Annotated in this window: 26 protein-coding genes and 1 pseudogene; 16 read left to right on the top strand and 11 right to left on the bottom strand. The window is 61.5% G+C overall.

Annotation, left to right across the window (positions count from 1 at the left end; all coding sequences use genetic code 11):
- Positions 1-73: 73 nt before the first annotated feature.
- The gene (locus X738_RS50365) at positions 74-376 is read right to left on the bottom strand and encodes a hypothetical protein (protein WP_156942560.1); all 303 of its coding nucleotides are present in this window, start codon (positions 374-376) and stop codon (positions 74-76) included.
- A gap of 435 nt (positions 377-811) precedes the next feature.
- Between X738_RS50365 and X738_RS82250 the strand changes: the two are divergent.
- Positions 812-940, top strand: a pseudogene (locus tag X738_RS82250) (transposase domain-containing protein); the annotation flags it as partial.
- 12 nt (positions 941-952) lie between these two features.
- Here the strand turns inward: X738_RS82250 and pip are convergent.
- Positions 953-1,915 carry a prolyl aminopeptidase gene (pip, locus tag X738_RS50375; RefSeq protein WP_023797703.1) on the bottom strand — a complete coding sequence of 321 codons (963 nt, stop codon included), beginning with the start codon at positions 1,913-1,915 and terminating at the stop codon, positions 953-955.
- Positions 1,916-2,113: 198 nt separating this feature from the next.
- On the opposite strand from pip, the gene X738_RS50380 reads away from it, so the two are divergent.
- Positions 2,114-2,776, top strand: coding sequence for an SOS response-associated peptidase family protein (locus tag X738_RS50380; protein ID WP_023797704.1), 663 nt, complete (start codon positions 2,114-2,116; stop codon positions 2,774-2,776).
- On the opposite strand, the gene X738_RS50385 is transcribed toward X738_RS50380, so the two are convergent.
- The gene (locus X738_RS50385) at positions 2,696-3,154 is read right to left on the bottom strand and encodes a nuclear transport factor 2 family protein (RefSeq protein WP_023797705.1); all 459 of its coding nucleotides are present in this window, start codon (positions 3,152-3,154) and stop codon (positions 2,696-2,698) included. The two genes, X738_RS50380 and X738_RS50385, sit on opposite strands and share 81 nt — an antisense overlap.
- Before the next feature lie 83 nt (positions 3,155-3,237).
- On the opposite strand from X738_RS50385, the gene X738_RS50390 reads away from it, so the two are divergent.
- The 4 genes from X738_RS50390 (at position 3,238) to X738_RS50405 (ending at position 6,526) form a co-directional block, all read left to right on the top strand.
- Positions 3,238-3,816 carry a TetR/AcrR family transcriptional regulator gene (locus tag X738_RS50390; protein WP_023797706.1) on the top strand — a complete coding sequence of 193 codons (579 nt, stop codon included), beginning with the start codon at positions 3,238-3,240 and terminating at the stop codon, positions 3,814-3,816.
- 47 nt (positions 3,817-3,863) lie between these two features.
- Entirely contained in the window at positions 3,864-5,168 is a 1,305-nt protein-coding gene (gene fabF, locus X738_RS50395) for a beta-ketoacyl-ACP synthase II (protein ID WP_031254378.1), read from the top strand.
- A 72-nt stretch (positions 5,169-5,240) separates the two neighbouring features.
- Entirely contained in the window at positions 5,241-6,056 is an 816-nt protein-coding gene (locus X738_RS50400) for an oxidoreductase (RefSeq protein WP_031254379.1), read from the top strand.
- A gap of 269 nt (positions 6,057-6,325) precedes the next feature.
- On the top strand, positions 6,326-6,526 hold the full coding sequence (locus tag X738_RS50405; protein ID WP_023797709.1) for a hypothetical protein: 201 nt from the start codon (positions 6,326-6,328) through the stop codon (positions 6,524-6,526).
- A 23-nt stretch (positions 6,527-6,549) separates the two neighbouring features.
- Here the strand turns inward: X738_RS50405 and X738_RS50410 are convergent, their stop codons facing one another.
- From X738_RS50410 to X738_RS50435, 6 genes are all read right to left on the bottom strand, one after another.
- The gene (locus X738_RS50410; protein ID WP_023797710.1) at positions 6,550-7,179 is read right to left on the bottom strand and encodes a hypothetical protein; all 630 of its coding nucleotides are present in this window, start codon (positions 7,177-7,179) and stop codon (positions 6,550-6,552) included.
- The gene (locus X738_RS50415; RefSeq protein WP_084833636.1) at positions 7,179-8,054 is read right to left on the bottom strand and encodes an ABC transporter permease; all 876 of its coding nucleotides are present in this window, start codon (positions 8,052-8,054) and stop codon (positions 7,179-7,181) included. Before X738_RS50415 ends, X738_RS50410 begins: the two co-directional genes overlap by 1 nt.
- Complete coding sequence (locus tag X738_RS50420) at positions 8,051-8,839, bottom strand: ATP-binding cassette domain-containing protein (RefSeq protein ID WP_084833642.1); 789 nt, start codon at positions 8,837-8,839, stop codon at positions 8,051-8,053. The genes X738_RS50415 and X738_RS50420 overlap by 4 nt, the downstream gene beginning before the upstream one ends.
- A gap of 85 nt (positions 8,840-8,924) precedes the next feature.
- Positions 8,925-9,419, bottom strand: a complete 495-nt coding sequence (locus X738_RS50425) for a hypothetical protein (RefSeq protein ID WP_023797713.1) — start codon at positions 9,417-9,419, stop codon at positions 8,925-8,927.
- A 73-nt stretch (positions 9,420-9,492) separates the two neighbouring features.
- A complete protein-coding gene (locus X738_RS50430; protein WP_023797714.1) occupies positions 9,493-10,464 on the bottom strand; it encodes a YVTN family beta-propeller repeat protein in 972 nt (323 codons plus the stop codon).
- Positions 10,465-10,485: 21 nt separating this feature from the next.
- Positions 10,486-11,736 carry an ABC transporter substrate-binding protein gene (locus X738_RS50435; RefSeq protein ID WP_023797715.1) on the bottom strand — a complete coding sequence of 417 codons (1,251 nt, stop codon included), beginning with the start codon at positions 11,734-11,736 and terminating at the stop codon, positions 10,486-10,488.
- Between the two features lie 225 nt (positions 11,737-11,961).
- Between X738_RS50435 and X738_RS86830 the strand changes: the two genes are divergently transcribed.
- Genes X738_RS86830 through X738_RS50450 form a run of 4 tightly spaced genes read left to right on the top strand, consistent with a single transcriptional unit; the run spans position 11,962 to position 16,339 of the window.
- Entirely contained in the window at positions 11,962-13,803 is a 1,842-nt protein-coding gene (locus X738_RS86830; RefSeq protein ID WP_023797716.1) for a (5-formylfuran-3-yl)methyl phosphate synthase, read from the top strand.
- 3 nt (positions 13,804-13,806) lie between these two features.
- On the top strand, positions 13,807-14,358 hold the full coding sequence (locus X738_RS50440) for a flavoprotein (RefSeq protein WP_023797717.1): 552 nt from the start codon (positions 13,807-13,809) through the stop codon (positions 14,356-14,358).
- Complete coding sequence (locus tag X738_RS50445) at positions 14,351-15,745, top strand: DUF6513 domain-containing protein (RefSeq protein WP_023797718.1); 1,395 nt, start codon at positions 14,351-14,353, stop codon at positions 15,743-15,745. Before X738_RS50440 ends, X738_RS50445 begins: the two co-directional genes overlap by 8 nt.
- A gap of 3 nt (positions 15,746-15,748) precedes the next feature.
- Positions 15,749-16,339, top strand: a complete 591-nt coding sequence (locus tag X738_RS50450; protein WP_023797719.1) for a DUF447 domain-containing protein — start codon at positions 15,749-15,751, stop codon at positions 16,337-16,339.
- A gap of 387 nt (positions 16,340-16,726) precedes the next feature.
- Here the strand turns inward: X738_RS50450 and X738_RS50455 are convergent, their stop codons facing one another.
- Together X738_RS50455 and X738_RS50460 are read right to left on the bottom strand one after the other, a co-directional pair.
- Positions 16,727-17,809 carry a hybrid-cluster NAD(P)-dependent oxidoreductase gene (locus X738_RS50455; RefSeq protein ID WP_023797720.1) on the bottom strand — a complete coding sequence of 361 codons (1,083 nt, stop codon included), beginning with the start codon at positions 17,807-17,809 and terminating at the stop codon, positions 16,727-16,729.
- An 89-nt stretch (positions 17,810-17,898) separates the two neighbouring features.
- A complete protein-coding gene (locus X738_RS50460; RefSeq protein ID WP_023797721.1) occupies positions 17,899-18,756 on the bottom strand; it encodes a LysR family transcriptional regulator in 858 nt (285 codons plus the stop codon).
- Positions 18,757-18,890: 134 nt separating this feature from the next.
- Here X738_RS50460 and X738_RS50465 point away from each other — a divergent pair, with 134 nt between their 5' ends.
- The 6 genes from X738_RS50465 (at position 18,891) to X738_RS50490 (ending at position 25,702) form a co-directional block, all read left to right on the top strand.
- Positions 18,891-19,973: an amidohydrolase family protein gene (locus X738_RS50465; protein WP_031254382.1), complete on the top strand. Its 1,083-nt coding sequence runs from the start codon at positions 18,891-18,893 to the stop codon at positions 19,971-19,973.
- A gap of 12 nt (positions 19,974-19,985) precedes the next feature.
- Positions 19,986-20,339: a Rieske (2Fe-2S) protein gene (locus tag X738_RS50470; RefSeq protein WP_023797723.1), complete on the top strand. Its 354-nt coding sequence runs from the start codon at positions 19,986-19,988 to the stop codon at positions 20,337-20,339.
- Positions 20,340-20,452: 113 nt separating this feature from the next.
- Positions 20,453-22,060, top strand: coding sequence for an ABC transporter substrate-binding protein (locus X738_RS50475; RefSeq protein ID WP_023797724.1), 1,608 nt, complete (start codon positions 20,453-20,455; stop codon positions 22,058-22,060).
- Positions 22,061-22,132: 72 nt separating this feature from the next.
- Positions 22,133-23,179: an ABC transporter permease gene (locus X738_RS50480; RefSeq protein WP_023797725.1), complete on the top strand. Its 1,047-nt coding sequence runs from the start codon at positions 22,133-22,135 to the stop codon at positions 23,177-23,179.
- Positions 23,176-24,060: an ABC transporter permease gene (locus X738_RS50485; protein WP_023797726.1), complete on the top strand. Its 885-nt coding sequence runs from the start codon at positions 23,176-23,178 to the stop codon at positions 24,058-24,060. The genes X738_RS50480 and X738_RS50485 overlap by 4 nt, the downstream gene beginning before the upstream one ends.
- Positions 24,050-25,702 (top strand): ABC transporter ATP-binding protein, encoded by a 1,653-nt coding sequence (locus tag X738_RS50490; protein WP_023797727.1) that lies wholly within the window; start codon positions 24,050-24,052, stop codon positions 25,700-25,702. Before X738_RS50485 ends, X738_RS50490 begins: the two co-directional genes overlap by 11 nt.
- The last annotated feature ends 5 nt before the right edge of the window (positions 25,703-25,707 follow it).

Below are 25,707 nucleotides of genomic sequence, written 5' to 3' on the forward strand. Positions count from 1 at the left end.
GGGAGCAGTTAGGATATTTGGAATAGGTGTTTCGGTCGGGTAGGATGCCGCCCTTGACGATCAGGTCAAAAACTCATCTTTCGACCATAGACGTTCCAATCAAGTTGCCGTTGCGCCGAGCGCCTATGTCCAATGCGGATTGCACTTCCTGATCGATCTGCTCCCGCCGCGCCATGAACCCATTCTTAGCGCCTGGATAGTCAGCCGCCGATACGCTGGAGTCCGAAAAACCTAGCGTATTTTGGGACAAGGCAAGGATATCTTGCTGCCCCAATACCACGAAAAGAGCGACACGTGTTTCGGCGGAATTGGTCTCAAGCCATCTGGCGACCCCGATACCGACCATATTGTTCTGTAGGTCTTTCATGATTTCCAAGGTCGTGTCAGGCTTTCCGCGTTTCACGTAGAGTTCAGCAAATTCATTGACCAGTCCACACCGGACGACCATCTCTTCGGCTATTGCCTCCGAAAGCCCGAGAAGCCTCAGTCCGGAATAGAGATAGGAAGACGCCNTCCACACCGGACGACCATCTCTTCGGCTATTGCCTCCGAAAGCCCGAGAAGCCTCAGTCCGGAATAGAGATAGGAAGACGCTGAAGCATGCTTGAGGGCGTTGCGATAGGTCCCGTCAAGACCTTGCTCAGTCACGATCCGGCGGACGCTCACTTCGAACCAGCTGTAAAAAGCGAGCGGCGGCAAAGCGATCAGGAGCGCCAGCGCTAAGAGCTTCCTCATCTTACGATGCCGTCAAAACTCATCTTTCGCCTTTCTGGTAAGGGATCATCAGCGCTTTCGGATAAACGCGTGGCGCGCCAGGCTTAACGACCTCAACCCAGAGGCCTGGCTCACCTACGTGCTTGCCCGCATTCCCGACGGTCATCCAATCAACCGGATCGACGAACTGCTGCCGTGGAACCGGTCCCAGAGGCTCCCAGCTTGACGAGCTCATTCATCATTGGCTCGGCGCGAATGAATCAAGCGCGACACGCATCTGTTCCATCGACTGCGGTCCGCCATGCCCTTCGGATTCCACTATGTTCAAGCGGCTTGCCGGCCATATCCGATGGAGACGCCAGGCCGTTATTGCTGGCCCGCTAATGTCGCGGCGACCATGAACCAGAACGGCGGGAATATGTTCAATTGCGGAGACGCCGCGGAGTATCTCCTTTCCATTCTGAAGAAATCCGTCGTTCGACCAGTAGTGCGTGACAAGGGTCGCGAAAGCCAAGCCCTGTTCTTCGTCAAAGCGACGGTCAATCGGCACCCAGTTCGGATCAAGCGAGATGTGCGTCGACTCCCAATCGTTCCAGGTACGTGCTGCCCGTAGCCGATCCTCAATGTCCCCAGTGGCAAGCCGTCGCGCATAGGCCTCCACGATGCGCTCCCCATCGCGCCTAGCGGAGGCCTGCTCAAACCGTTGCCAGGCTTCGGGAAAGATGCGGCCAACCCTTTCGGTGATCCAATTGACCTCCTCCCGGCTTGTCGTCGTTACTGCGACGAGCACCAGTTCCGAGACTCTATCTGGATGCGCTTGGGCATAAGCGAGCGCAAGGGTCGTCCCCCAGGACACGCCCGACACTAGCCACGTGTCGATGCCGAGGTGTCTTCTGACCGCTTCGATGTCCCCGATGAGCGACTGTGTCGTGTTGCGGTGCAGTTCGCCGAGAGCGTCGGTGATACGGGGGCGGCTTCGGCCGCATCCGCGCTGATTGATCCCCACAATGCGATATTTTTGCGGGTCGAAGCGACGGCGATAGCTGCCCGAGCCAAGAGCGCTGCCGGGGCCGCCATGCAGATAGAGAGCGGGCTTCCCGTCGGGATTGCCCGATACTTCCCAATAAATTTCATTTCCGTCGGCGACGCTGAGAAGCCCAGTATCGAACGGATCGATCGGAGGGTTCATATTTTCGGTCATGGCGTGGTTCGATATACCAACACGAGAGATCTTCAACGGGGGCTAACTTTGCAACGGGTCCGAACCGGGCTTTTCACGATCGGTTCCTTTCGCGTCCGACGCCGAACGAAAAGAGAACATTTAGTCAAGCAGCCTGTCAGCACAGAACCTTGCACGCTATCTTGAATTGATCATCCGATTCGACGGGCGGGGAGATCCATGTGCAACGATTACGAGCAGCATATCGCCTGGGCGGAATATTGCCGGATGATGCAATCGCTGGCACTCAACATCCCCAGCCATCAGACCGAGCTTGATCTGCCGCAGGCGGATGACATCCGGATCAACGATCCCGCCCCTGTAATGCGCTCCGCCGGCGACACTATTGAACTGGTTTCGATGACGTTCGGATTTCCGCAAACGGGACCAAAGGGCGGACCCCTATTCAACTTCCGTTCTGAGGGCCGTCAATTCGGCGGCAGCAAGCGTTGCGTTGCTCCGGCGTCTGCGTTCTTCGAATTCACGGGAACGAAGTATCCCAAAGCGAAACACAGGTTCGCGCTTAATGGCTCCCCGTTTATGGCGATCGCTGCGTTGTGGAAAGAAGGCGCCGGCAACAAGCCGCCCACGTTCACCATGACGACTGAGCCGGGGCCGGACGTGGCTCCTTACCACAACCGACAAGTCGTTGTGCTCCAGCCGGAGGACTGGGCAGCCTGGATCCACCTAACAAAGCCCGAAGCTGAACTTTTGCGACCGTTGCCGAGAGGTCGCCTGACAGGCCCGCTGACTGCGCTTCTGCTAGCCTACAATTGGTTCGGCGACAGCCTCTTCGAGGCCAGTTGCCGCCTGGGCGGCAAGACCGCGGGCCGCTGCTTGTGAATCGTAGAATTCCTCAAGCGCATAGACCTTGCCCCACCGCAGCGTGAATACGTGGAGACCACTGTTGACGTAGGAGGCGTCGCCGTTGAGCAGCGTCGCGGTGCCGTCCCACTGGGCAAATACGGTGGTATGCCACGGCCAGCCCGTCACCCAGACATGGTTGACCGTGAGATGGAGATTGGGCAGGACGCGGCCGAGGCGCTCAAACCAGCGGCGCACGGCCTGCTTGTCGTGGCGCTCACCACCAAGCGCGTGGTCACCGGAAACGCGGTGATGGACATGCGGCACGAGTGCTTTCACCGCCTCATCCCAGCGATGGTTGTTGACGTGGTCGAAGCTCTGCCGGATCGATTTCTCGACGATTTGACTGTATAGCATTTGACCTCTCCTCCAAATTGGATTGCGTTCGTACTCTATATCTGTTATAGATGTCGAACGCAAGCTAATTTAAGGAGGTCTACATGCGTGTGAGTCGCATTCAGGCGGCGGAAAACCGCGAAACCGTGATCAATGTGGCAAGCCGGCTTTTTCGGGAGCGCGGCTTTGACGGCATCGGCCTCAAAGACCTGATGCAGGCTGCCGGGCTGACCCAGGGCGCGTTCTACAAGCAGTTCGCCTCCAAGGACGATTTGGCGGTGCAGGCGTCGAGGCGGGCGATGGAGAGCGCCACGCTGCGCTGGTCGGCCGCGACTGCGGCAAAATCCGAGGATCCGCTTGGCGCGGTGATCGCATTCTACCTCAGCATGGGCCATCGCGGAGAAAAGATGGACGGCTGCCCGATTGTCGCGCTCGGCTCGGATGCCGCCAGACAGGGCAGCGAGGTGAAAGCGTCGTTCGAAGCCGGGATCAAGGAGCATCTCGAAATCCTCGGCCGTTTCATTGCCGACGCCAAAGCTGAGGAGCCCGACAGAAAGGCCATGGCCATTCTCTCGACGATGGTCGGCGCGCTGATGCTGTCGCGCGTCGTCAACGATCCGGATCTCGCCCAAGCCTTCCTGGACGCGGCGACCGGCCAGGTTCGCGAAGCAGCCGGCGCTTGAACGGCGTGCGTAGGGCTGGCGACGCAGCCAACTCGATAGGAAAGCAGATGCGACGGATTGTTGTTACAGGCATGGGAGCGGTCACGCCCCTTGCTGCCGATGTCGAAGCGTCGTGGTCGCGGCTGCTGGCCGGTCGCTCGGGCATCCGCAGGCTTCCGGACGATGTGGTGGCAGACCTCCCGGCCAAGATCGGCGGGGTGGTTCCCTCGCTGGAAGACGATCCGGAGGCTGGTTTCGATCCGGATGCCGTGCTGGCGCCAAAAGACCAGCGCAAGGTAGATCGGTTCATCATCTTCGGGCTCGCCGCTGCACAAGAGGCCCTGGCGCAAGCAGGGTGGGCGCCTGTCTCGGAAGCCGATCGCCTGCGCACGGCCACCATCATCGCGTCCGGCATCGGCGGCTTCCCCGCCATCACCGAGGCGGTGCGCACGGTCGACCAGCGCGGCGTCCGCCGCCTGTCGCCGTTTACGGTGCCGTCCTTCCTGGTGAACCTCGCGGCGGGCCACATCTCGATCCGCCATGGCTTCAAGGGGCCGCTCGGCGCGCCGGTGACGGCGTGCGCGGCCGGCATCCAGGCGATCGGCGATGCGGCTCGCCTCATCCACGCCAACGAGGCCGATATCGCCGTGTGCGGCGGAACGGAAGCCTGCATGAACATCGTCAGTCTCGGTGGTTTTGCTGCCGCACGCTCTCTTTCAACCGGCTTCAACGGGGCGCCGGCTCAGGCGTCACGGCCGTTCGACGTGTCGCGGGACGGCTTCGTCATGGGCGAAGGAGCCGGCGTGCTGGTCATCGAGGAACTGAGCCACGCGCTGGCGCGCGGCGCGAAACCGCTCGCCGAGCTCGTCGGCTACGGCACGACGGCGGATGCTCATCACGTCACCTCCGGTCCCGAGGATGGCGACGGGGCGCGCCGAGCCATGCAGGTCGCGCTGGCCCAGGCCGGCATTTCGCCGCGTGAGGTTCGCCACCTCAATGCGCACGCGACCTCGACGCCGGTCGGTGATCTCGGGGAAATGGCGGCGATCAAAACACTCTTCGGCGCAGATTCCACCATCGCCGTCAGCGCAACCAAATCGGCGACCGGACATTTGCTTGGAGCCGCCGGCGGGCTTGGAGCCATCTTCGCAATCCTGGCGCTCAGGGATCAGGTGGCGCCGCCAACCCTCAATCTAGGCGCGCCGGATCCAGCCGGCGACGGCATCGACTTCGTCGCAAACCAGGCCCGGCCGATGACAATGGACTACGCGATCTCAAACGGCTTCGGCTTTGGCGGCGTCAACGCCAGCGCGCTGTTCCGGCGCTGGACGGATGAGCTCGCCGGTGCGAACGCCAGAGGCGCTCATAACTGACGCCTCCGACCTTTCGTGCTTCTCCCACGCCAATCCAAAATCAGTCCAACCCCAGAGAAAGAGATGATTTCCATGAACAAGACCAATCCTGGCGTCGCCCTGGTGACGGGGGCGTCCTCCGGCATCGGGCGCGCGACGGCCATAGCTTTGCAAAGCGCCGGTTTTCGCGTGTTCGGCACCAGCCGTCGCGCAGTCGCCAAAAACTCCGACGGCCCGACCATGCTGTCCTGTGACGTGACCGATCACGCGTCGGTGGCGAAACTGGTCGATGACGTGCTGGCCGAGACCGGGCGCATCGACCTGCTCGTCAACAATGCCGGCATGGGTCTGTTTGGTGGCGCGGAAGAGTCCTCAATGGTCCAGGCTCAGGCACTGTTCGATGTGAACGTCTTCGGCGTGCTCCGCGTGACCAACGCGGTCCTGCCGATAATGCGCCGTCAAGGCAAGGGTAGAATCGTCAATCTGAGTTCGGTGCAGGGATTCATCCCAGCTCCCTATTTCGCGCTTTATGCGTCGACCAAACATGCCATCGAAGGCTATTCCGAATCGCTCGACCATGAACTGCGCCCGTTCGGGATTCGCGTTGCATTGGTCGAACCCGCTTATACCCGCACGTCCTTTGAAGATAATCTCGCCAGGCCGGACCAGTTGCTTGATATCTATGACGCTGCGCGCGCTGGCATGAACGCAGTCGTGCGGAAAGCAATGGAAAAAGGCGATTCGCCCGAATTGGTCGCCAAGACCGTTTTGGCGGCTGCGACCGATCCCGTTCCGAAGAGGCGCTATGCTGCGGGAAAAATGGCGCGCCAGGTCAGTCTCCTGCGCCGTTTCGTCCCCGCATCCGCATTCGACAAGAGCCTGCGCAAGCAGAACGGGCTGCCGGTCTGACGACATCGAAGACACTCCGTGAAATCGGAATCATCGGCCCTGGAAACGTCGGCGCCGCATTGGCGCAGCGCAACCTGAAGCAATTGCCTAGAACGCCCCGGCGGTTGTTGGTGTTAGATAAGCGATATGTTATATTGCAGTGCGAAAGAGTGGGGGCCACGTCCTTTCACACCCGTAAGCGATCTGTATGTGCGACCCCTGCAGTCTTGTCGGTATCTCGGAAACCTCCCGGGCATGGGGTTCGGGAATTCGATGGGGGTAATGGGGCAATGCTTTACACGCTGGTTATGATGGTCTGCCTGACGGATGTGCCGCAGACCTGTGAACAACGCGAGCAGATGGTGGACGGCCTGGCGATGAACCCAGGGACTGCCTTCATGCAGGCGCAGCCGCTGGTAGCCCAGTGGATCGAGACGCATCCCGGTTATTTCGTGCAGCGCTGGCGCGTGCTGCCCGGCCGGGGAACGTGAGATCCGCTGCGGAGATAGAGGTTCTACTTCTTTGCGGCGAGGGTTTCCGAGACGGCCTTGGACAATTGATAAAGCCGCTGCTCGATGATCGTCGGCACTTCACAGACGTAAGTCAGTGATTGGACGCGTTCATTGAAAATTCGCGTTGCGAATTTCAGCTGTTCGGTTCGCCGTTCGATGTCGTCGGGATCCGCATCCGGCTTTGCCCGCAAAGCATCGACGTCGGACGCTGCCTTGCGCAAGGCGGCGGCCATTTCGAGCTGCTTGTGGGCGTACCGGGAAATGCCTGAGATCACCTGCGAACGCTCGGCGTCCATGTGATCGAACATGCCTTGCACCAGCATCGCCATCTTCGGCGCAAGCTGCTCGGCCGGCAGCGAGGCGGCGAAATCCTTGATTTTCTTTTGGGCTTCGGCGATCGGCATCCGCCGGGCCGCCACCTCCTCGACCAGGGTGGAGACGGCAGGGTCCTTCGAAAAATCCTTCGCCGCTGGCGGAAGCTCCGGCCCATTCCAGATCTGGCCGAGCGAGAGTTGCGGCACCTTGCGCTGTATGCAGGGCCAGTCCGAATCGGTATTCGCTGCCCTGGCGTTCATGCTCGGCGTCAGCATGGCAACCACAGCCAGGCTGCGAACAAGGCTCATTCGTGCCATCAGCCATTTCCTCCGGTGTCTTGTTTGCGGGTCACCAGGCCGCGCGAAGGGTCGTAGGCGATGATGGCGGCGGCAAGGAACAGAACAGTGCATCCGGCAACGACGCCCAGCGACAGCCACTCGATCTGGCCGTAGAAGGCGAAGCGGATCAGTTCGACGGCATAGGTGAACGGGTTGGCGAGGCAGATCTTGTGCAGCAGCGGGCTCGCCTCCTGGATGCGCCACAACGGATAGAGCGCCGGAGAGGCGAAATAGCCGGGAAAGATGACGAAGTTCATGATGCCGGCGAAATTTTCGAGCTGCTTGATCATCGACGACAAAAGCATGCCGAGCGCGCAAAGCATCATTCCCGACAGGAACAGCGCCGGCAGCACCATGAGATAGCCGATCGGCGGCGCCTTGACGCCCCAGAACCAGGCAACGATCAGGAACGCATAGACCTGCGCGATCGATACGGAGACGCCGGCGAGCATCTTCGACACCAGCAGGAACCAGCGCGGGAAGGGGCTGACCAGCAAGGTGCGCATGTTGCCCATCTCGCGGTCATAAACCATCGACAGCGAAGACTGCATGCCTGAGAACAACAGGATCATGCCGCACAGCCCCGGCGTGATGTAGACCTCGTAGAGCACGTAGCTCTTGTAGGGCGGGATGATCGACACGCCGAGCACCTGCCGGAATCCGGCGGCAAAGATGAACAGCCAGATGAGCGGCCGAACCAGCGAGGATATGAAGCGCTCGCGCTGGTGCAGGAAGCGCAGGCATTCCCGCAGGACGACGCCCTTGAGGCAGATGAGATAGTGGCGCAGGCCGAATTTTTCGAACTTCACCGGGATGATGCCGGCCACTTTTTCGGGCATTGAAGGAGCGCTCATGGCGATATCCCCGCGGTGCCGGCCGCCTCGATGCGGCTGAGCCTGGAAAAGGCGTCGCGGATCGAGCCGGCGCCGCTCGTCCTGACGACATCGGCCACCTTGCCCTTTGCGACCAGTTCGCCCTGCCGCAGCACGACGACATGGTCGCCGTCGTCAACTTCGTCGATCAGATGCGTTGCCCACAGCACGCCGATGCCCTCGGTTTCGACGAGCTTGCGGATGGTGGCGAGAATGCCGGCACGCGACTGGATGTCGAGACCGACCGTCGCCTCGTCGAGCAGCAGCAGCGACGGGCGGTGGAGCAGCGCCCTGGCGATCTCGATGCGCCGCATCTGGCCGCCGGAAAGGCTGCGCGCCTTGTCATGCTGACGGCCCTGCATGTCGACGATATCGAGCAGCGCGGCAATGCGCTGCCGGGCCTCGCGTCCGCCGATGCCATGCAGCGCGGCGTGGTAGGAGAGGTTCTGGTAGACGCTGAGATCGAGGTCGAGCGTGCGCGCCTGGAACACGATGCCGACCCGCCTGAGCGCCTCGCCGGAGGCGCGGCTGACGTCATGGCCGAAGATGCGGATCGATCCGCGGCGCGTGTCGTAAAGATGACTGATCAGCGAGAACAGCGTCGTCTTGCCGGCGCCGTTTAGACCGAGAAGAACGGTGAACGTCGCCGGCGCGATCGAGAACGAGACGTCGCTGAGCGCCCGCTTCGAACCATAGGAATGGCTGACGGCGGCGACGTCGAGCGCCGCCACCTGATCTCCCGGTCCGTTTGTCCTCACATGCTGCACGCCGGTCGGCTCCCTTGTCGTCGACAATAGTCTGGCCCAAGTCTAGCCCACGGGGCGCGATCGCGCAGGTCCTGCTTTTCAAACCTTATTTGATCGTGATCGTGCCCTTCATGCCCTTGTCGGCGAGGTCGGGCACCGACCATGTGTAGATGCCGGGCCTCACGGTGGTGAACTGTACCTGGATGGTGCCGTCGGCGTCGAATTCGAGCCATGCGGGTGCGCCGTTCATGTGCACCTCGAGGTCGTTGATGACGATCTTGTTGTTCCACACATTGCGGAACAGGTCGGTGTGGAATTTGTACTCCAGCCCGCCGGCCGCGGTGATCTTCCAGCGATAGCCCTGGCCGGCGATCAGCTCAAAATCCTTCTGGTTGGCGGTGAACTGGTCTTCCTTGCTGCCGAGGATAAGTTCCGGCACGTCCTTGCTGGCCCGGGTCGCCTTCTCGGCTTTCGGACTGGCCTCCGTGCTGGCCGCTCCGGCGGCGGCGTCATCGTCATCGCCGTCCTGCGCCGAGACCTGGCCCTGGGTGAGCGCCATGCCCACCAGCGCGGCGAAAGCGACTGCCCGAAATTTCCGCATGATTTCCTGCCCTTCTGCTGTTTTTCTGTCGGCTTGATTCACTTGGTTTATTCAACGGTTCATTTGGCGGAATTCAATTGGGCGAGACGACGACGCCCCACGGCAGCGCGCCGACGGTCACCGACTGCACCGGCTCGTCGGTCGCCACGTCGATGAAGGTGATGTCGTTCGACACGCCGTTGGTCGAGATGATGGTCTTCTGGTCCGGGGTGAAAGCAAGCTGCCAGACGCGTTGGCCGACCAGCACATATTTCTCGACCTCGTATGTCTGCGTGTTGACCACCGCGACGCGGTTGGCCGGTCCGAGCGCCACATAGGCTTTCTTGCCGTCGGCGGTGATGCGCACACCGACCGGCTGGATGGATTCGGGCCTCAGGCCGGCAACCTCGAAGGTGATCTTCTGGACGACTTCGCGCGTTTGATTGTCGATCACCGAAACCGTGCCACCGATCTCGGCGCTCACCCAGGCCTGCTTGCCGTCGGGCGTGAACTCGACGAAGCGCGGACGCGTGTCAACCAGCACGTTGTCGGTGATCTCGTGCGTCGACGTGTCGATGAAATGCGCCATGTTCGTCGTTTCCGACGTGTTGACCATGGTCTTTCCGTCCGGGCTGACACCCATCCCCTCCGGTTCGACGCCGACCGGGATTTCCGCCAGCACCTTCTTGCCCTCGATGTCGATGACGGTGACGAGATTGTCGTCCTCATTGGCGACATAGAGCGTCTTGCCGTCAGGCGACAGCACGAACAGCTCCGGGTCGGGCCCGGAAGGCAAGGTGTCGACGATCTCCAGCGACGCCGTGTCGATGACCTCGATCGAATCATCGTCGCTGGCGCAGAGATAAATGTGCTTGCCGTCGTGCGAGATGGTGATGCCGCGCGGACGCTGCCCGACATTGACGGTCTTCACCACCTGCATCGTCGCGGTGTCGACCACGGTCATCGTGTTGTCTTTCTCGTTGGAGACATAGGCCATGTAGGCCGACGCCGGACCGGCCATGAAGCCGGTCGCAACGATGGCGAGTGCGCAAGCTCGTCTCTGCACTGAAGTTCCTCCCAATCTTTTCTACTTAAGCACGCATTTTGTTTCCGGCTCGTCGACCCCGAGCGTATCGAGCTCGGACAGCTGGTGCAAAAATCCCTCCTGCGGCGATGTCGAGACGACCGACCTGGTGTCGCCGAGGAAGATCGGCTGCCGCAACTGCTGGTTCCATTTGCGGAAGGTCAGTTTCTGCCCCTTGAAGGCGGCGATCGAAAAATCGTCGGAGCGGATGAAATCGGCCATCTTGCGCGGGTCGGCGCCCTGCGTGCGGGTCGCCGCCTCGCCGAGGATGCGCACCGCGGTCCACGCCGCCATGTCCTTCGACATCATGCGGCGGCCGTTTGCCTTGGCGAAGCGGTTCTGGATCTGGGTGCCGCCCCATTGCTCGCTGGCCGGATGCCAGGCCGACGGGGTGAGGCCGGCGGTGCCGGCGACCGGCCGCGGAATCCAGGTGCGGAACGGAACGTAGGTGCCGAACACCTCGCTTTCGTCGGCGACCAGCAGCACATCGTGCTCCGGCAGGTCCTGGGTGAAGACAGGCATCTGCCGCTGGATCTGGACGACGCCGGAATCGGTCCGCCGCGCCGTGCCGGTATCCTCGAACAGCTTTTCGCCGACGATCTCGCCGCCGAAGCGCGTCGCCGCCCGGCGCAGCGCCTCGGCAAAAAGCTGGTCGCGCTCGTGCGAGCCGTAGATCAGCACCCAGCGCCGCCATTGCTTCCAGATGAGATATTGCGCCAGCCCGTCGGCCAGCATGCTGCGCGTCGGAATGGTGTGGAAAATGCTGGCGCGGCATTCCTCCTCGCGAAGACTGTCGTCGGTGGCGCCGGCGTTGAAGATCAAGACGCCGTTGTCGCGGGCAAGATCGGCGATCGACAGCAACTGCCTGGCCGACAGGTCTGCGACCACATAGCGGTTGCCTTTGGCGATCATCTCCTGGAAGGCCGGGACAACATCGGCATCCGGCTTCACCTCGGTCACGTCGAGGCTGAATTTCTGGCCAAGGAAGCTGCCGGTCGTGTTGTTGTCGGCAATCGCCACATTGCCCCCGGCCACGCCTTCATCGCGCGGCGGGACGTCGAGCACCGACAAGGCCAGCTGCGGCGCATAGGCGCGCAAATAGCCTATCTTGATCTCGATTACTTTTTTTTCCGGCTTGGCCGTTGCGGTCGGCTGCTTGCCCGTCGCTTCCTGGGCGAGCGCGCCCGCAACGTTGACGGTCAGGGAAAAAAAGCACAAAAAGGCCGCCAGAGTGCCCGGCACCGCGCTCGTCATCGATTAAATTACCCGTTCTTGCGCTAAAGTCCGATTGTTGTCGGAGCGGCGCGAAGTCAAGGTGCCCGTGATGAGCTTAGCTGACCCGCAAATTTTATCAAACCCTGAAAGTGGACTTCTCACGTCTGCTTTAGTGCCAGGCCTGCTCGCCCGAACGGCGACCGGGCGGATTTCGGTATTCGGGCCCAAGAGCGCCCTTTTCCTCATGCCGGAGAAAGTCCGTCAATGACCAGAATGCTGGCCAGCGTCACCGGCGTCGACGAGGCGGAGATCGCGCTTTCAGGCGGTGCCGACATCGTCGACCTGAAGGATCCGAAGGCTGGAGCGCTGGGCGCGGTGTCCGCGCAGACCATCCGCCGGACGGTTTCGCTGGTCGCCGGCCGGGCGCCGGTCAGCGCGGTCTGCGGCGACCTGCCGATGGAACCCGAGACCATCCGCGCCAGGGCTGAAGAGATCGCCGCAACCGGCGTCGATTACGTCAAGATAGGTTTTTTTCCGTCGGCAAATGTCGCGGCTTGTGCTGCGGCGCTCGAACCGCTCGCTGCGCGAACGAAACTGATCGCGATGCTTTTCGCCGACCTGGCGCCGGATTTCGAGCTTCTGCCGATGCTTGCCAAACATCGCTTCCATGGCGCCATGGTCGACACTGCCAACAAGGCCAACGGGCGGCTGCTCGACCATCTGCCGCCCGAGCGTATCCCGGGATTCATCGATCGAGCGAAATCGCTCGGCCTCATGGTTGGGCTGAGCGGATCTCTGGAAGCCCCTGATATTCCACGCCTGCTGCCCTTCGCTCCCGATTTTCTCGGCTTTCGCGGGGCGCTGTGCGGCGATTCCGGCCGCGTGGGTTCGATCAGCGCCGAGGCGGTTGCGCAGATCCGCGAGTTGATCCCGGAAGCATCCCGGGCTGGCGGCGCGTCGAGCGTCGACTACCGCCTGCTGGCGGCGAGGGGCTATTCGCCGGGCACCGACCCGACACTGGGCACCGACAAGATCTTCGTGCGGGACTTTGTCCTGCCGGTCCAGATCGGCGCCTACAGTTTTGAGCACGGCCATACCCAAAAAGTGCGTTTCGACGTGACCGCCGACGTGCTGCAAGTCACCGACCATCCCGAAGACATGCGCCATGTGTTCTCCTACGACATCATCATGGACGGCATCCGCACCATTGTTGCGCGGGGCCACATCCAGCTTAGCGAGGCCCTGGCCGAGCAGGTGGCGACCTACATTCTGGAGAACCCGCGTGTCGTGCGGGTCACGGTAAGGGTGGAAAAACTCGAACTCGGCCCAGGCGGCGTCGGCGTCGAGATCGAACGCAAGCGCCAATCGGCAGGTCGCAGCGTCGCCTCCGGCCCTGTTGGTCGAAAAGACCAAGGCGCTGTTCCCCGGCCGCGACAGGAAAGGCCCGAGGCCATCAGGCGAGCCGCCGTCAAGCCGTCCGTCGTTAAGCTTGGCGGCAGCACCGTCCATGCGGCGGAACTGGAAAGCTGGATCGCGGCGCTGGCGGGTTCCAAGCTACCGATCGTCATCGTGCCCGGCGGCGGCCTGTTCGCCGACCAGGTGCGCGAGACGCAGATTTACATGGATTTTTCCGACACCGCCGCCCACGCCATGGCGATCCTCGCCATGGAGCAGTTCGCCCAGGTCATCCTCGACCGTGACGAAAGGCTGGCGCCGGCACGGTCGCTGGAAGAAATGCGGCGGGCGCTGGACGCGGGGAAGATCCCGGTGTGGCTGCCGTCGTCATTGGCGCTGCCGGCGCCGGACATTCCGGCGTCCTGGGATGTTACCTCCGATTCCCTTGCCGCCTGGCTTGCCGGCAAGCTCGGCGCGAACGCGCTGCTCTTGATCAAGCAGACCGGCGCCTTCTCCGGCAGCGACACGATCGACAGCCTGGCGGTCAGAGGCATCGTCGACGCCGGCTTCGCCGCCATGCTGCCCGACGGTGTCGATGTCCACCTCGCCGGCCCGAAAGATGCCGCCGAGGCCGGGGCGCTGCTCGCGGCGGGCAATCTGCCCGGCATTGCTATCGCGGCTTCGATCCGGTCGGCAAGAAAAGCAGGGTAGGCGATGGCGATGCTGCATACGCCGCGCTGGGCATGGGTTTTGACCGGTTCCGGTCATTTTTTTACGGAGAGTTTTGCACTCATTCACCAGGTCGAGCATTGCGATGTCTTTGTGTCGAAAGCCGCCAACGAAGTGCTGCGCATGTACAAGCTCAAGCTCGATTTCCCGGAGACGACGCGCGTGCTGCACGACAAGACGGCGAGCGCGATCCCGGTCGGCGAATTCTATCACGGCGTCTATCATACGGTGGTGGTGGCGCCGGCCAGCTCCAACACGGTTGCCAAATGCGTGCACGGCATTTCCGACACGCTCGCCACCAACGTCTTTGCCCAGGCCGGAAAATGCCGGGTGCCGGCCATCGTCTTTGCTTGCGACACCGCGCCGGAACTCGAAACCATGGCGCCGCATGGGCTGGTCAAGGTCTATCCGCGCAGCATCGACCTGGAGAATACCAACCAGCTGAAGAGTTTTGAGCGAACCCAGGTGGTCGAGTCGCTTGCCGATCTCGAAGCCTCGGTCAGGCGGCGCCACGCCGAACTCGCAAGCCATGGCTGAGCGGCTGGTCTTTCTTACCGGCCATCTGGCCAAGGTCCGGCTGGAAAGGCTGCTGGCCGGACTGGGCGAAACCGAATTTGCCTGGGAGATCATCGACATCGGCGTCAAGGTCGCGGCGCTGATGAGCGAAGACATCATCAAGCGGCGGCTTACCTTGGCAGGCGCCGCCGATCGCGTCATCCTGCCAGGCCGCTATCGCGGCGACATCGAGCATCTGTCGAAGCATTTCGGCGTGCCCTTCGTACGCGGGCCCGACGAGATCGCCGATCTGCCGGCCTTTCTCGGCCGGGCGGGCGAGCCGCCTGACCTTTCGCGTCACGACATGCGCATCTTCGCCGAAATCGTCGATGCGCCGATGCTGTCGGTCGAGGCGCTGGTGGCGAGAGCACGGACGCTGGCCGCGGCCGGCGCCGACGTCATCGATCTCGGCTGCCTGCCGGAAACGCCGTTTCCGTTGCTGGAAGAGGTCGTGCGCAAGCTGAAGGCACTGGGATTTCTGGTCAGCGTCGATTCGGCCAGCACCGACGAACTGTCGATCGGCGCGCGCGCCGGTGCGGACTATCTTCTCAGCCTCGATGAGAACACGCTGCCGCTGGCCTTCGATTGCGGGGCCGTGCCAGTTTTGATCCCGGCCACGCCTGGCGACCTGGATTCGCTCGGCCGGGCCATCGAAGCGGCGCAACAGGCCGGCGTCGCCTTCATCGCCGATCCGGTGCTCGACCCGATCCATTTCGGCTTTGCCGCCTCACTCGGGCGTTTCATCGAGGCGCGCCGCCGCTGGCCTGAGGTCGAGCTGCTGATGGGCACCGGCAATCTCACCGAATTGACGGACGCCGACAGTTCCGGCGTTACCGCGATTCTGGCCGGGCTCTGCTCGGAACTTCAGATCCGAAACGTGCTTGCCGTGCATGTCAGCCCGCATACGCTGCGAACGATCGAGGAGCACGACATTGCCCGCCGCATCCTGTTTGCCGCCAAGAGTGACGGTGCGCTGCCGCGGAGTTATCATCCAGGGCTGCTGCAGGTTCACGATCGCAAGCCGTTCACCGCCTCGACCGAGGATATCGCAGCCCTCGCGGCCGAGGTGCGTGACACCAACTTCCGCATCATGACCGCGGAGGACGGCATCCATGTTTTCAACGGCAAGGGGCACGCGGTTGCCACGGATGCGTTCGAACTCTTTGCCGGGCTTGGCGTTGAGGCGGATGGAGCACACGCGTTCTATCTCGGCGCCGAACTGATGAAGGCCGAGATCGCGTGGCGCCTCGGCAAGCGCTATGTGCAGGACGAGCCGCTCGCATGGGGCGTTGCCGCGCCGGCTCCCGAAACCGACCGCAGCCGTCTTGCCGAAGCGGGCCCCACGCTTCGCGCGAAGAAAGAGCGCTAAACCATGCCGTTCATTCGCGAATCGATCATCACCACGGTCAACGAAGCCGGCGACGTCCACATCGCGCCGATCGGCATCATCGCCGAGAAGGACGGCTGGGTCATCGCGCCGTTCCGGCCGTCGATCACGCTCGACAATCTCGCCGAAGTGCCGTTCGCCATTGCCAATTACACCGATGACGTCCGCATCTTTGCCGGCTGCCTGACCGGCCGCAAGCATTGGCCGACCGTTGCCGTCGACGGGTTCCCGGTGCCGCGGCTCGCAGCGGCGCTCGCGCATTCGGTCCTCGAAGTCGAAAGCGTGGATGACGACGCCATGCGGCCTCGCCATTTCTGCCGCGTGGTGCAGGAGGAAACGCATGCGCCGTTCACCGGCTTCAACCGCGCCAAGGCGGCGGTGCTGGAACTGGCCATCCTGGTCAGCCGGCTCGGCATGCTGCCGCGCGACAAGATCGAGGCGGAAATCGCCTACCTTTCGATTGCCATCGAAAAGACTGCGGGCGAGGGCGAAAAAGAAGCCTGGGACTGGCTGATGCAGCGTGTCGGCGATCACCTTGCGGCCGAGGATGCCAGCGGCGAGGATGCGCGGGGCTGAACCGGATATGCTGAACCTGGGTAAGCGTCCGGGCCGACGTGGTTTAGCACGGTACACGGTGGCGCCGATCTCAAACGGCGGTGTTCGACCCTTTGCGGTCATTGAGCCCGGTATGCACGATGACCGGAATGGGCACGAATGCTGACTGGCAGCTTTGAGGCTCGGATTGTAAGAAGCGCCCTTCAGCCCCCCGCGGGTACCGACGTGATCTGACCCCAATCCGACCATTCCCGCCGCACGATGCCGCCCGAAAGCCGACATACAAAGGATCCAGCGGCCAAGCGCAGATTGCCGGAACCGACTCATGAGTGCGCGCGCCGTTTATCCAATCATGTGAGCCACTGGCATGCCCCCAGCGCCGGGCTTGGCCATCAATTCGCAATGAGGTCAGAGATCGAGGCAAACGGTGCCTAGCGGCCGGCTGCAGCAAGCCAGCACATAACCAGCCGCCTTCTCTTCAAGGCTGAGTCCTCCAAGGTCGTCGATCACGACGTCACCTGAGAGCTTGACCGTCCGACAGGTTCCGCAAATGCCCTGCTGGCATGCGGTAGGGATGTAGAGGCCGCTATTGCGCGCCGCATCGAGCAGAGTCTCTCCAGGCGCACACAGGTGCTCCACGCCAGACCGGGCGAAACGGACACAAGTCGGGCCAGCGGCAGCCGATTGAGGAGCCATGGAATTGCCCACGGCGCCGCCGAAACTTTCCTCGTGATACTGGGAGGGTGCGATGCCGATCCCCGCGACACAGGCCCGAACCGTCTGCATAAACGGCTCGGGGCCGCAAACGTAAGACGTGCGCTGGTGAAGGTCCGGAGCCAGCCGCAAGAGCATGGGGCCGTCGATGCGACCGAAAGGGCCCTGCCACGCCGAACCTTCCTGGCTGCAGATGAAGCTTACATCGACATTGGAGAATCGCGCGGCGAGCGCCTCCAACTCGGAGCGGAAGGCGATGTCGTCCGCCGTCCGAGCGCAGTGAATGAAACGGATGTCATGGCCAGATGCCCGGTCGGTTAGCGCCCGCAGCATCGACATAACGGGAGTGATGCCGCTGCCGCCCGAAAGGAAAAGCGGCTTCTCGGATGGTAGATCGTCGAAGTTGAAACGTCCGACCGGCCCTTCGATTTCAATGTTGTGGCCCGGCCGGAGATTGTCGTGAAGCCAGTTGGAAACAAGCCCGCCCTTCACCCGCTTCACCGTGATCTGCAGGTCGAGCGGTCGAGTCGGCGGCGACGACACCGAGTACGGTCTCGTTACCCGGGTGCCTTCGATTGTCAGGTTCAGGACTAAATACTGGCCTGCACTAAAGCTGAACATGTGGCCAGAAGCAGCTGAAAAGACGAATGTCTTAACGTCGTGTGTCTCATCGATGACGCGCCGGCAGCGCACGAACTGTCTTGAGCTCTCCGCCCATTGCCGTTGACGCAGCGCTGGAGCGAAATCGGTGGCCGAAAAGGGAGCGTGCGCGTTCATGATTGGACTCTGCTTGACCCGACCAGAATGGCAGCCGGGATACTTTCAAAAAAGCGGCAGATGTCGGCTTTACAATCGGATATTTCGATCTAGGTTTCCATGGACATAACGGCCAGATGGAGCGCGCGAATCCCTCTACGGATGATCGGCTCGTGCTTGCGGCGCGCCAAAATAGCGGTGTGAACCGGCTGCTGAAGCGCGGGCGCGCCCTCGACCACAAAAGACGGCCGCTCGGCGGTATACCGCCGAGCATCGTCACTGCGCATATAGCAAGTGCCACCCATGCGCCGCAGCATCGCTTCGGCGAGGGTTTCCGAGCCCATCGAAAGACGGCCTATCGCCAATTGCGGCAGCGCCTCGGCGTGGGCTTTTTCAAGCGCGACCGTGTAGCCCGGCCGGATGTACATATCCGCGTTGACCTCCGACAGGATCCTGGCCGTCGTAGACACCATCACATATTCTTCAACCATGAGAGGATCGTAGGAGATTTCAGGGAGGTATCGGGGCGCGTAGACCACAGCAATATCGAGGTTTCCCAAGCTCAAGTCGGAAATCATCTGCGGCGAGTAGTCGGACTCTACGTGAATTGACGATTTCGGCAGCACCTGGAACAGAGTTTCCACCCAACCCGGCAATATCGATCGCGTCATCCCGACCTGCGCAGCGACGCGCAAGGTGCCCTCGAACCGGTTGAATGCCCGAACGTCATGGCGGGCCTGAGACCATGTCGACAGCATCGCGCGCGCATAGGCTTCGAAACGTCGCCCCGCCGCGGTCGGTTCGGCGCCGGCGCGTCCCCTCAGGAAGAGCTCCGAACCGATGGCCTGCTCTAGGTTCCTGATGCGGGTACTGACCGTCGACTGCGTAACCCCAAGACGATCGGCCGTACGGTTGAAATTTCGCGACTCCATAATGTCGAGAAAGGTCTCAATGTGATCCAGCTGCATGTGGCCTCGCGATCGAAAAATCCGATCGTATTACCTCAGATCACAAGCTTGATCAAATAATTCCCAAGGCGGAAGCTGCGGTTGAAGAAGCCGGCTGGGTTAGCCGGCCTGCCGCGCCAGGGGAGTTGGTTAGGGTGTTCATAGTCGATTGCGATTGTCACAATTACTGGTCGAGCGCTACGGTGCTCGAGCCATATCTTTCCGGCGTCTGGAAAGACATGTTCACAGAAGGCGAAAAAACTGGTCCGAGAGGCGCCTTCCCCCACGGTCACCGTCCGTGGTTTCACCCGCAGGATTTCTCCCGGAAGGACGTCAGGCCCGAGACGGAGGCCGACAACTATCTCGTCATGAAAGAAAAGCACCTCGACAAATACAATGTCGGAGCCGCTATCCTCACCGGCGACGAGCCGATCGAAGCCTCCACGCTGGCCAATCCCTATTACGCAAGTGCACTGGTCAGCGCCTATAACGACTACCAAATCGCCGAATGGCTTCCCAAAGACAGTCGTTTTATGGGCTCCATCATCATCGCGCCGCAGGATCCGAAGCTCGCAGCAGCCGAGATCCGCCGCCTCGGCAACCATCCGCGTATGGTGCAGGTTCTGGCCTCCCAAGGCTCGGTCAAACCCTACGGTGATCCGTTCTACCATCCCATTTTCGAGGCTTGCGCCGAAGTCGGGCTGCCATTCGCGATCCACCTAGGCGGCCATGGCGGCATCAACTGGAACGCGGTGGCACCGGCTCCCACGACCTTCTTCTGGGAGACGCACGCTATTCTTCACATGTCGGCCTTGTCGCATGTGGCAAGCATGATCGCGCATGGCGTTTTCGAAAAATGGCCGGACCTGTATTTCGTGATCATCGAGTGCGGTGTGGCCTGGGTTCCATCGGTATTATGGCGTCTGGACGCAGATTACAAAGCGCTGCGCAAGGAAACGCCGTGGCTGAAGATGCTGCCCTCGGAGTATTGCCGGCGCAATATCCGCTTTTCCACGCAGCCGCTGGAGCAGCCCGCGAACATACAGCATCTCTGGTCCACTCTCGAAGCGATGGACGGCGAGAACACGCTGATGTTTGCCTCCGACTACCCGCATTGGGATTATGACGATGCCAACACGCTGCACATCCCGCCTGCCTGGAGGAGCAAGATCATGGGGTTGAATGCGCTCGAGGTCTATAAACGCATTCCCCGCACGCAAGCGGCTAATGCCGCCTGACGGGAGCAGACAATGGCTGAGAAAACATACATTTGCCGGGTCGACGAAATCGAGACCGGAACTCCCTACATCGCCAAAATCCGCAGCCTGTCAGTCGGGGTTTTCCGCATCGGAGATTCATTCCATGCCTTGCTGAACGTTTGTCCGCACCGAGGCGCTCCGCTTTGCGAGGGACCGCAATGCGGAACCACGGCGCCGGTGGACCAAGCGCAGTTCATCTATCACCGCGAGAACGAGATCGTGCGCTGCGCCTGGCACGGTTGGGAATTCGACATAAAAACCGGTGCGGCCCTGGTCGATCCGGGCGTACGTGCCCGAACATTCCCGGTCACGGTGGAAGCTGGTGAAATCTATGTAACGGCGTAAGATTTGTGTCGAAAACGCTGAAAATCGAAAGGAGGCAAATCGGCTGAATCCGCCAGATCTGCTCGATAATGCCAACAACAAGAATGCGGGAAATCCGCAATTGGGAGGAAGCAGTGTCAGAATCTGAATATAAACTCCGCCTGGCGCAAAACCTGATCGGCCGCGGCAAGGTTTCGCGCCGTGATTTCATCCAGCTCGGGCTGGCGGCCGGCCTGACGGTCGCCGCCGGCGACAAGCTCTTCGTGACCGTGGCGCGGGCCGAACCGCAGCGGGGCGGCTTCGCCAAGCTCGGCATGGCACATGGCGCGACGACGGATTCGATCGATCCGGCCGGCTATCTCGACACCTTCACGCAAACCGCCTTTTCGGGTGCCATGTCCAACAGCCTGACCGAGGTCGACGCGAAAGGCAGCATCCAACCGGACCTTGCCGAGAGCTTCGAGACCTCGGACGACGCGACGACATGGGTCTTCAAGCTGCGCAAAGGTGCGACCTTCCACAACGGCAAGACCGTAACAGCGGACGACGTGGTCGCCTCGATGCAATACCACATGGGAGTCGACACCAAATCGGCGGCGAAGTCGCTGCTGGAATCGGTGACCAATATCAAGGCGGACGGTCCGGAAACGATCGTTTTTAAACTAAACAGCGGCAATGCAGACTTTCCCTACATCATGAGCGACTATCACCTTGTCGTCATGCCTGCCAAGGACGGAAAGGCGGACTGGGAATCGGGCGTCCGGACCGGTGCCTTCGTGCTTGAGAACTTTCAGCCCGGCGTCTCGGCCAAGCTCAAGCGCAATCCCAACTACTTCAAGAACGGCAAACCCTATTTTGACGAGGTGGAGTTTATCGCCATCACGGACCTCGCAGCGCGTATGGCGGCGCTGTCAACCGGCGAGGTGGATTATATCGGCCGCGCCGACCTGAAAACGCTCGGTATGCTGAAGCGCAAGCCGAATATCGAAATCCTCGAGGTCACCGGATACGGCCATTACACGCTGCCGATGAACGTGACGGTGGCGCCATTCGACAACCCCGATGTGCGCATGGCGTTGAAATGGGCCATCGATCGCGAGGAAATCGCGCAGAAGATCTTCCTTGGCCATGCAACCGTCGGAAATGACAACCCGATCGCACCGGCGATCAAGTTCGCCATCAATCCGGAGCCGCAGCACAAGTTCGATCCGGAAAAGGCGCGCTTCCATCTGAAAAAAGCGGGAATCGAAAATCTCAAGGTCGACCTTTCCGTCGCCGACGCCGCTTTCGCCGGCGCCGTGGACGCAGCCGCCCTCATCCGCGAGACGGCGGCCCAATGCGGCATCGATGTCAATGTGGTGCGCGAGGCCGAGGACGCCTATTGGGACAATGTCTGGCTCAAGAAACCGTGGTGCGCCTCCTATTGGAGCGGTCGTGCAACGGCCGACTGGATGTTCACGCAGGCCTACTCGGCCGATTCCAGCTGGAACGACACGTTCTGGAAAAATCCTCGCTTTAACGAACTGCTGATCCAGGCACGCGCGGAGACCGACGAGGCCAAGCGCTCCGCGATGTATGCAGAAATGCAGCAGTTGACGCATGATGACGGCGGCGCCATCGTCCTGGTATTCAACAATTTTGTCAGCGCCAAGTCCAAGAAACTGGCGCATGGCGACGTGGCGCCGAACTGGGAGAATGACGGACTGAAGATGGCCGAGCGCTGGTGGATAGCCACCGCGTGACGTTCGCCAGGCGAACTGCCCGCGGCGCGGGCGGTTCGCTGTTTTCAGGGGAAAGGCTCGAAGGTACCGCCCATGAACCCGGTCGTTAGAACGGTTCTGCAGCGCCTGGGCCTTGGCCTGATCACGCTCTTCATCGTCTCGATCATCATATTTTCGGCGATTGCCATGCTTCCGGGCGATTTCGCCAAGGCGATGCTTGGGCAATCTGCGACGCCCGAGACGGTCGCTGCCTTCCAGCGCGAGATCGGCATCGATCGTCCGCCGGTCGAGCGCTATTTCGCCTGGGTCGGACAGATCGTGCAGGGGGATTTCGGCTCTTCCTTCGCAAGCCGCACCGGCTACCGGCGCACGGTCGCCGAGATCATTGCGCCCCGGCTCTACAACACGATGTTCCTCGCCGTGATGACCGCCCTTATAGCGGTCCCTCTCGCGCTGGGACTCGGCATTCTCGCCGCTCTCTATCGCAACAGCTGGTTCGACCGTGTGGTGAACACGGTGACGCTGACGACGATTTCGTTCCCCGAATTCTTCGTCGCCTATATGCTGGCCTATCTCATCATCTCGCGCGACACGTTCATCGGAACCGAATTTGCACAATCCCTACCCGAGTGGCTCGCGTCTTCGATCAACTGGGTCCTGAACCTGGTTCCCAAATTTCCGACACTGGCGAATATCAGCGACCAAACGCCGTTCTGGGAGCACGTCTGGCGCGCAGCGCTGCCGTCCATCACCCTGACGCTGGTGATTGTTGCCCATATGATGCGTATGACGCGAGCGGCGATTATCAACATGCTGGCAAGCCCCTATATCGACATGGCGCGGCTCAAGGGAATGTCGCCAATGGCAATCGTTCTCAGACACGCCCTGCCTAATGCCTGGGCGCCCATCGTCACGGTAATTGCTTTCAACCTCGCTTATCTCATCGTCGGCGTGGTCGTGGTCGAGGTGGTGTTCGTCTATCCCGGCATCGGCCAATTGATGGTCGATGCGGTGAAGTCGAGGGATGTTCCGGTCGTGCAAGCCTGCGCCTTGATTTTCGCGGCAACCTACATCCTGCTCAACCTGACCGCCGACATCATTTCCATCGCCACCAATCCGAGGCTTTTGCACCCGCGATGACCAGTATCGAACACGCCGTGGCGGTTCCGAGACAAAGGCGCACGCGCGCCTCGCGGGTAAAAACCGCACTCAGAAAGGCTCCCTTCAGCGCCTGGTTCGGCATCGTGGTCATCCTTGGCTATGTCTTCGTCGCGCTGTCGGCGCCCTGGATAGCGCCCTACGGGGAAACGCAGGTTTTCAGCGAAGCCTTCGCGCCCTGGAGCCAGGAATTCATCGTCGGGACCGACCAACTCGGCCGCGACGTGCTCACCCGGCTGATCTATGGCGCGCGCAATACGGTCGGCATCGCTCTCGCGACTACGCTTCTGTCCTTCGCGGTCGGCGTCACTCTCGGCTTGCTGGCCGCGATGTACCGGGGTTGGCTTGACCAAATTTTGTCACGCGCGGTAGACGTGCTGATGTCGATCCCGAGCCTCATCTTCGCGCTGGTGTTGCTATCCATCTTCGGTTCCTCGGTCACCAGCCTGATCCTCATCATCGCCCTGCTCGATTCAACCCGCGTATTTCGGCTGGCGCGTGCGGTCGGGCTGAATGTTGCCGTCATGGAATATGTCGAAGCCGCGCAACTGCGTGGCGAAGGGCCGAGATGGATTCTGACTAAGGAGATCCTGCCCAACGTGCTGCCGCCGCTGATCGCGGAATTCGGTCTGCGCTTCTGTTTCGTTTTCCTCACCATCGCCGCGCTCTCCTTTCTCGGCGTCGGCATCCAGCCCCCGACAGCCGACTGGGGCTCGATGGTGCGGGAAAACGCCACCCTCATCACCTATGGCGACATTACTCCGCTCTTGCCGGCAGGCGCGATCGCCCTTCTCACTGTTTCTGTGAATTTCGTTGTCGATTGGTTCCTGCACACGACAAGCGGGTTGCGCGATGAAAAGTAAGGATTCTGGCCCACGCGAAAAGGGAACGAAACTCCTCAGCGTTCGCGACCTTCACGTCGAAGGGTTTTCCGACGAGCGCTGGCACCCGATCGTTCGCGGTGTGGATCTCTCGCTAAAGCGCGGTGAGGTTCTCGGCCTCATAGGCGAGTCCGGCGCCGGAAAATCCACCATTGGGCTTGCCGCGATGGGATATGCCAAGCCAGGTTGCCGGATAACGCAAGGATCGATCCTGTTCGACGGGATCGACCTCCTCGCCATGAGCGAAACCGCACGGCGGCGGCTCCGAGGCTCGCGCATCGCCTATGTCGCGCAAAGCGCGGCCGCCTCCTTCAACCCGGCCCACCGGCTCCTCGATCAGACCGTCGAAACGGTCGTGGCGCACGGGATCGCCAGTCGCGAGGCAGCGAATCGGGATGCCATCGAACTTTACCGGCGTCTTCACCTGCCGGATCCGGACAGCATCGGCTTCCGCTATCCTCATCAGGTCTCCGGAGGGCAGTTGCAGCGGGCAATGACCGCGATGGCTATGGCCTGTCGGCCCGACCTGATCATCTTCGACGAGCCGACGACGGCGCTCGACGTGACCACACAGGTGGAGGTCCTCGCCTCGATCCGCAAGATTGTCGAAGAGTTCAACACTGCCGCGATCTACGTCACGCATGATCTGGCGGTGGTTGCGCAGATGGCGGACCGGATCATGGTTCTGCGCCATGGCCGTACTGTGGAGGAGGCCGAAACACGCCAGATGCTTGCGGCGCCGGCCGAAGACTATACGAGGACGCTCTGGGCGGTGCGAAAGCTAGCCAAACCCGAAGTGCCGGCCGCGGACCATCTGCTCACGATCGATAACATCACCGCCGCCTACGCAGGGAAAGTCAAGGTTCTGCAGGATGTATCGATCAAGGTGCCGCGCGGACGGACGGTAGCGGTCGTCGGTGAATCTGGTTCCGGTAAATCAACGCTCGCCCGCGTCATCACCGGCCTGCTGCCGCCGGTCTCGGGCTCGATCTCATTTGCGGGGCATCGTTTGCCAAGAACACTGAAAGAGAGGCCCAAAGACATTCTGCGCCGCATCCAGATGATTTATCAGATGCCTGACAACGCGCTCAATCCGCGTCAGACCGTCGAGGAGGTCATCTCCCGGCCACTCGAGTTCTATCTCGGCCTCAAAGGGGCGGCGTGCGACCGCCGCGTTGGCGAACTCATGCACATGATCGAGATGGACGAAAGCTTCCTCGACCGTCTGCCGGGCGAACTCTCGGGCGGTCAGAAGCAGCGCATCTGCATTGCCCGGGCGCTGGCTGCTAATCCGGAGCTCATCATCTGCGACGAAGTGACCTCGGCCCTCGACCAGATCGTACAGGAAGAGATCCTGAAGCTTCTTATGCGGCTGCAACAAGAATTCGGAGTCAGCTACATTTTCATCACGCACGACATCGCGACGGTGCGGGCAATCGCAGACGAAATTGTCGTCATGCATCAAGGCAAAGTCGTCGAGCAGGGGCTCAAGACCGAAATCCTGACGCCGCCGCATGCTCCGTATACCGAACTGCTTCTCTCCTCCGTGCCGGAGATGGATCCAGACTGGCTGACGAAGCTGCTGGAAACCCGGGAGCGCAAGCGGGTCGGCGCGGCGAACTGAATCCC

Origin of the sequence: Mesorhizobium sp. L48C026A00 (assembly GCF_000502375.1) — a bacterium.
Lineage (GTDB): Bacteria > Pseudomonadota > Alphaproteobacteria > Rhizobiales > Rhizobiaceae > Mesorhizobium > Mesorhizobium muleiense.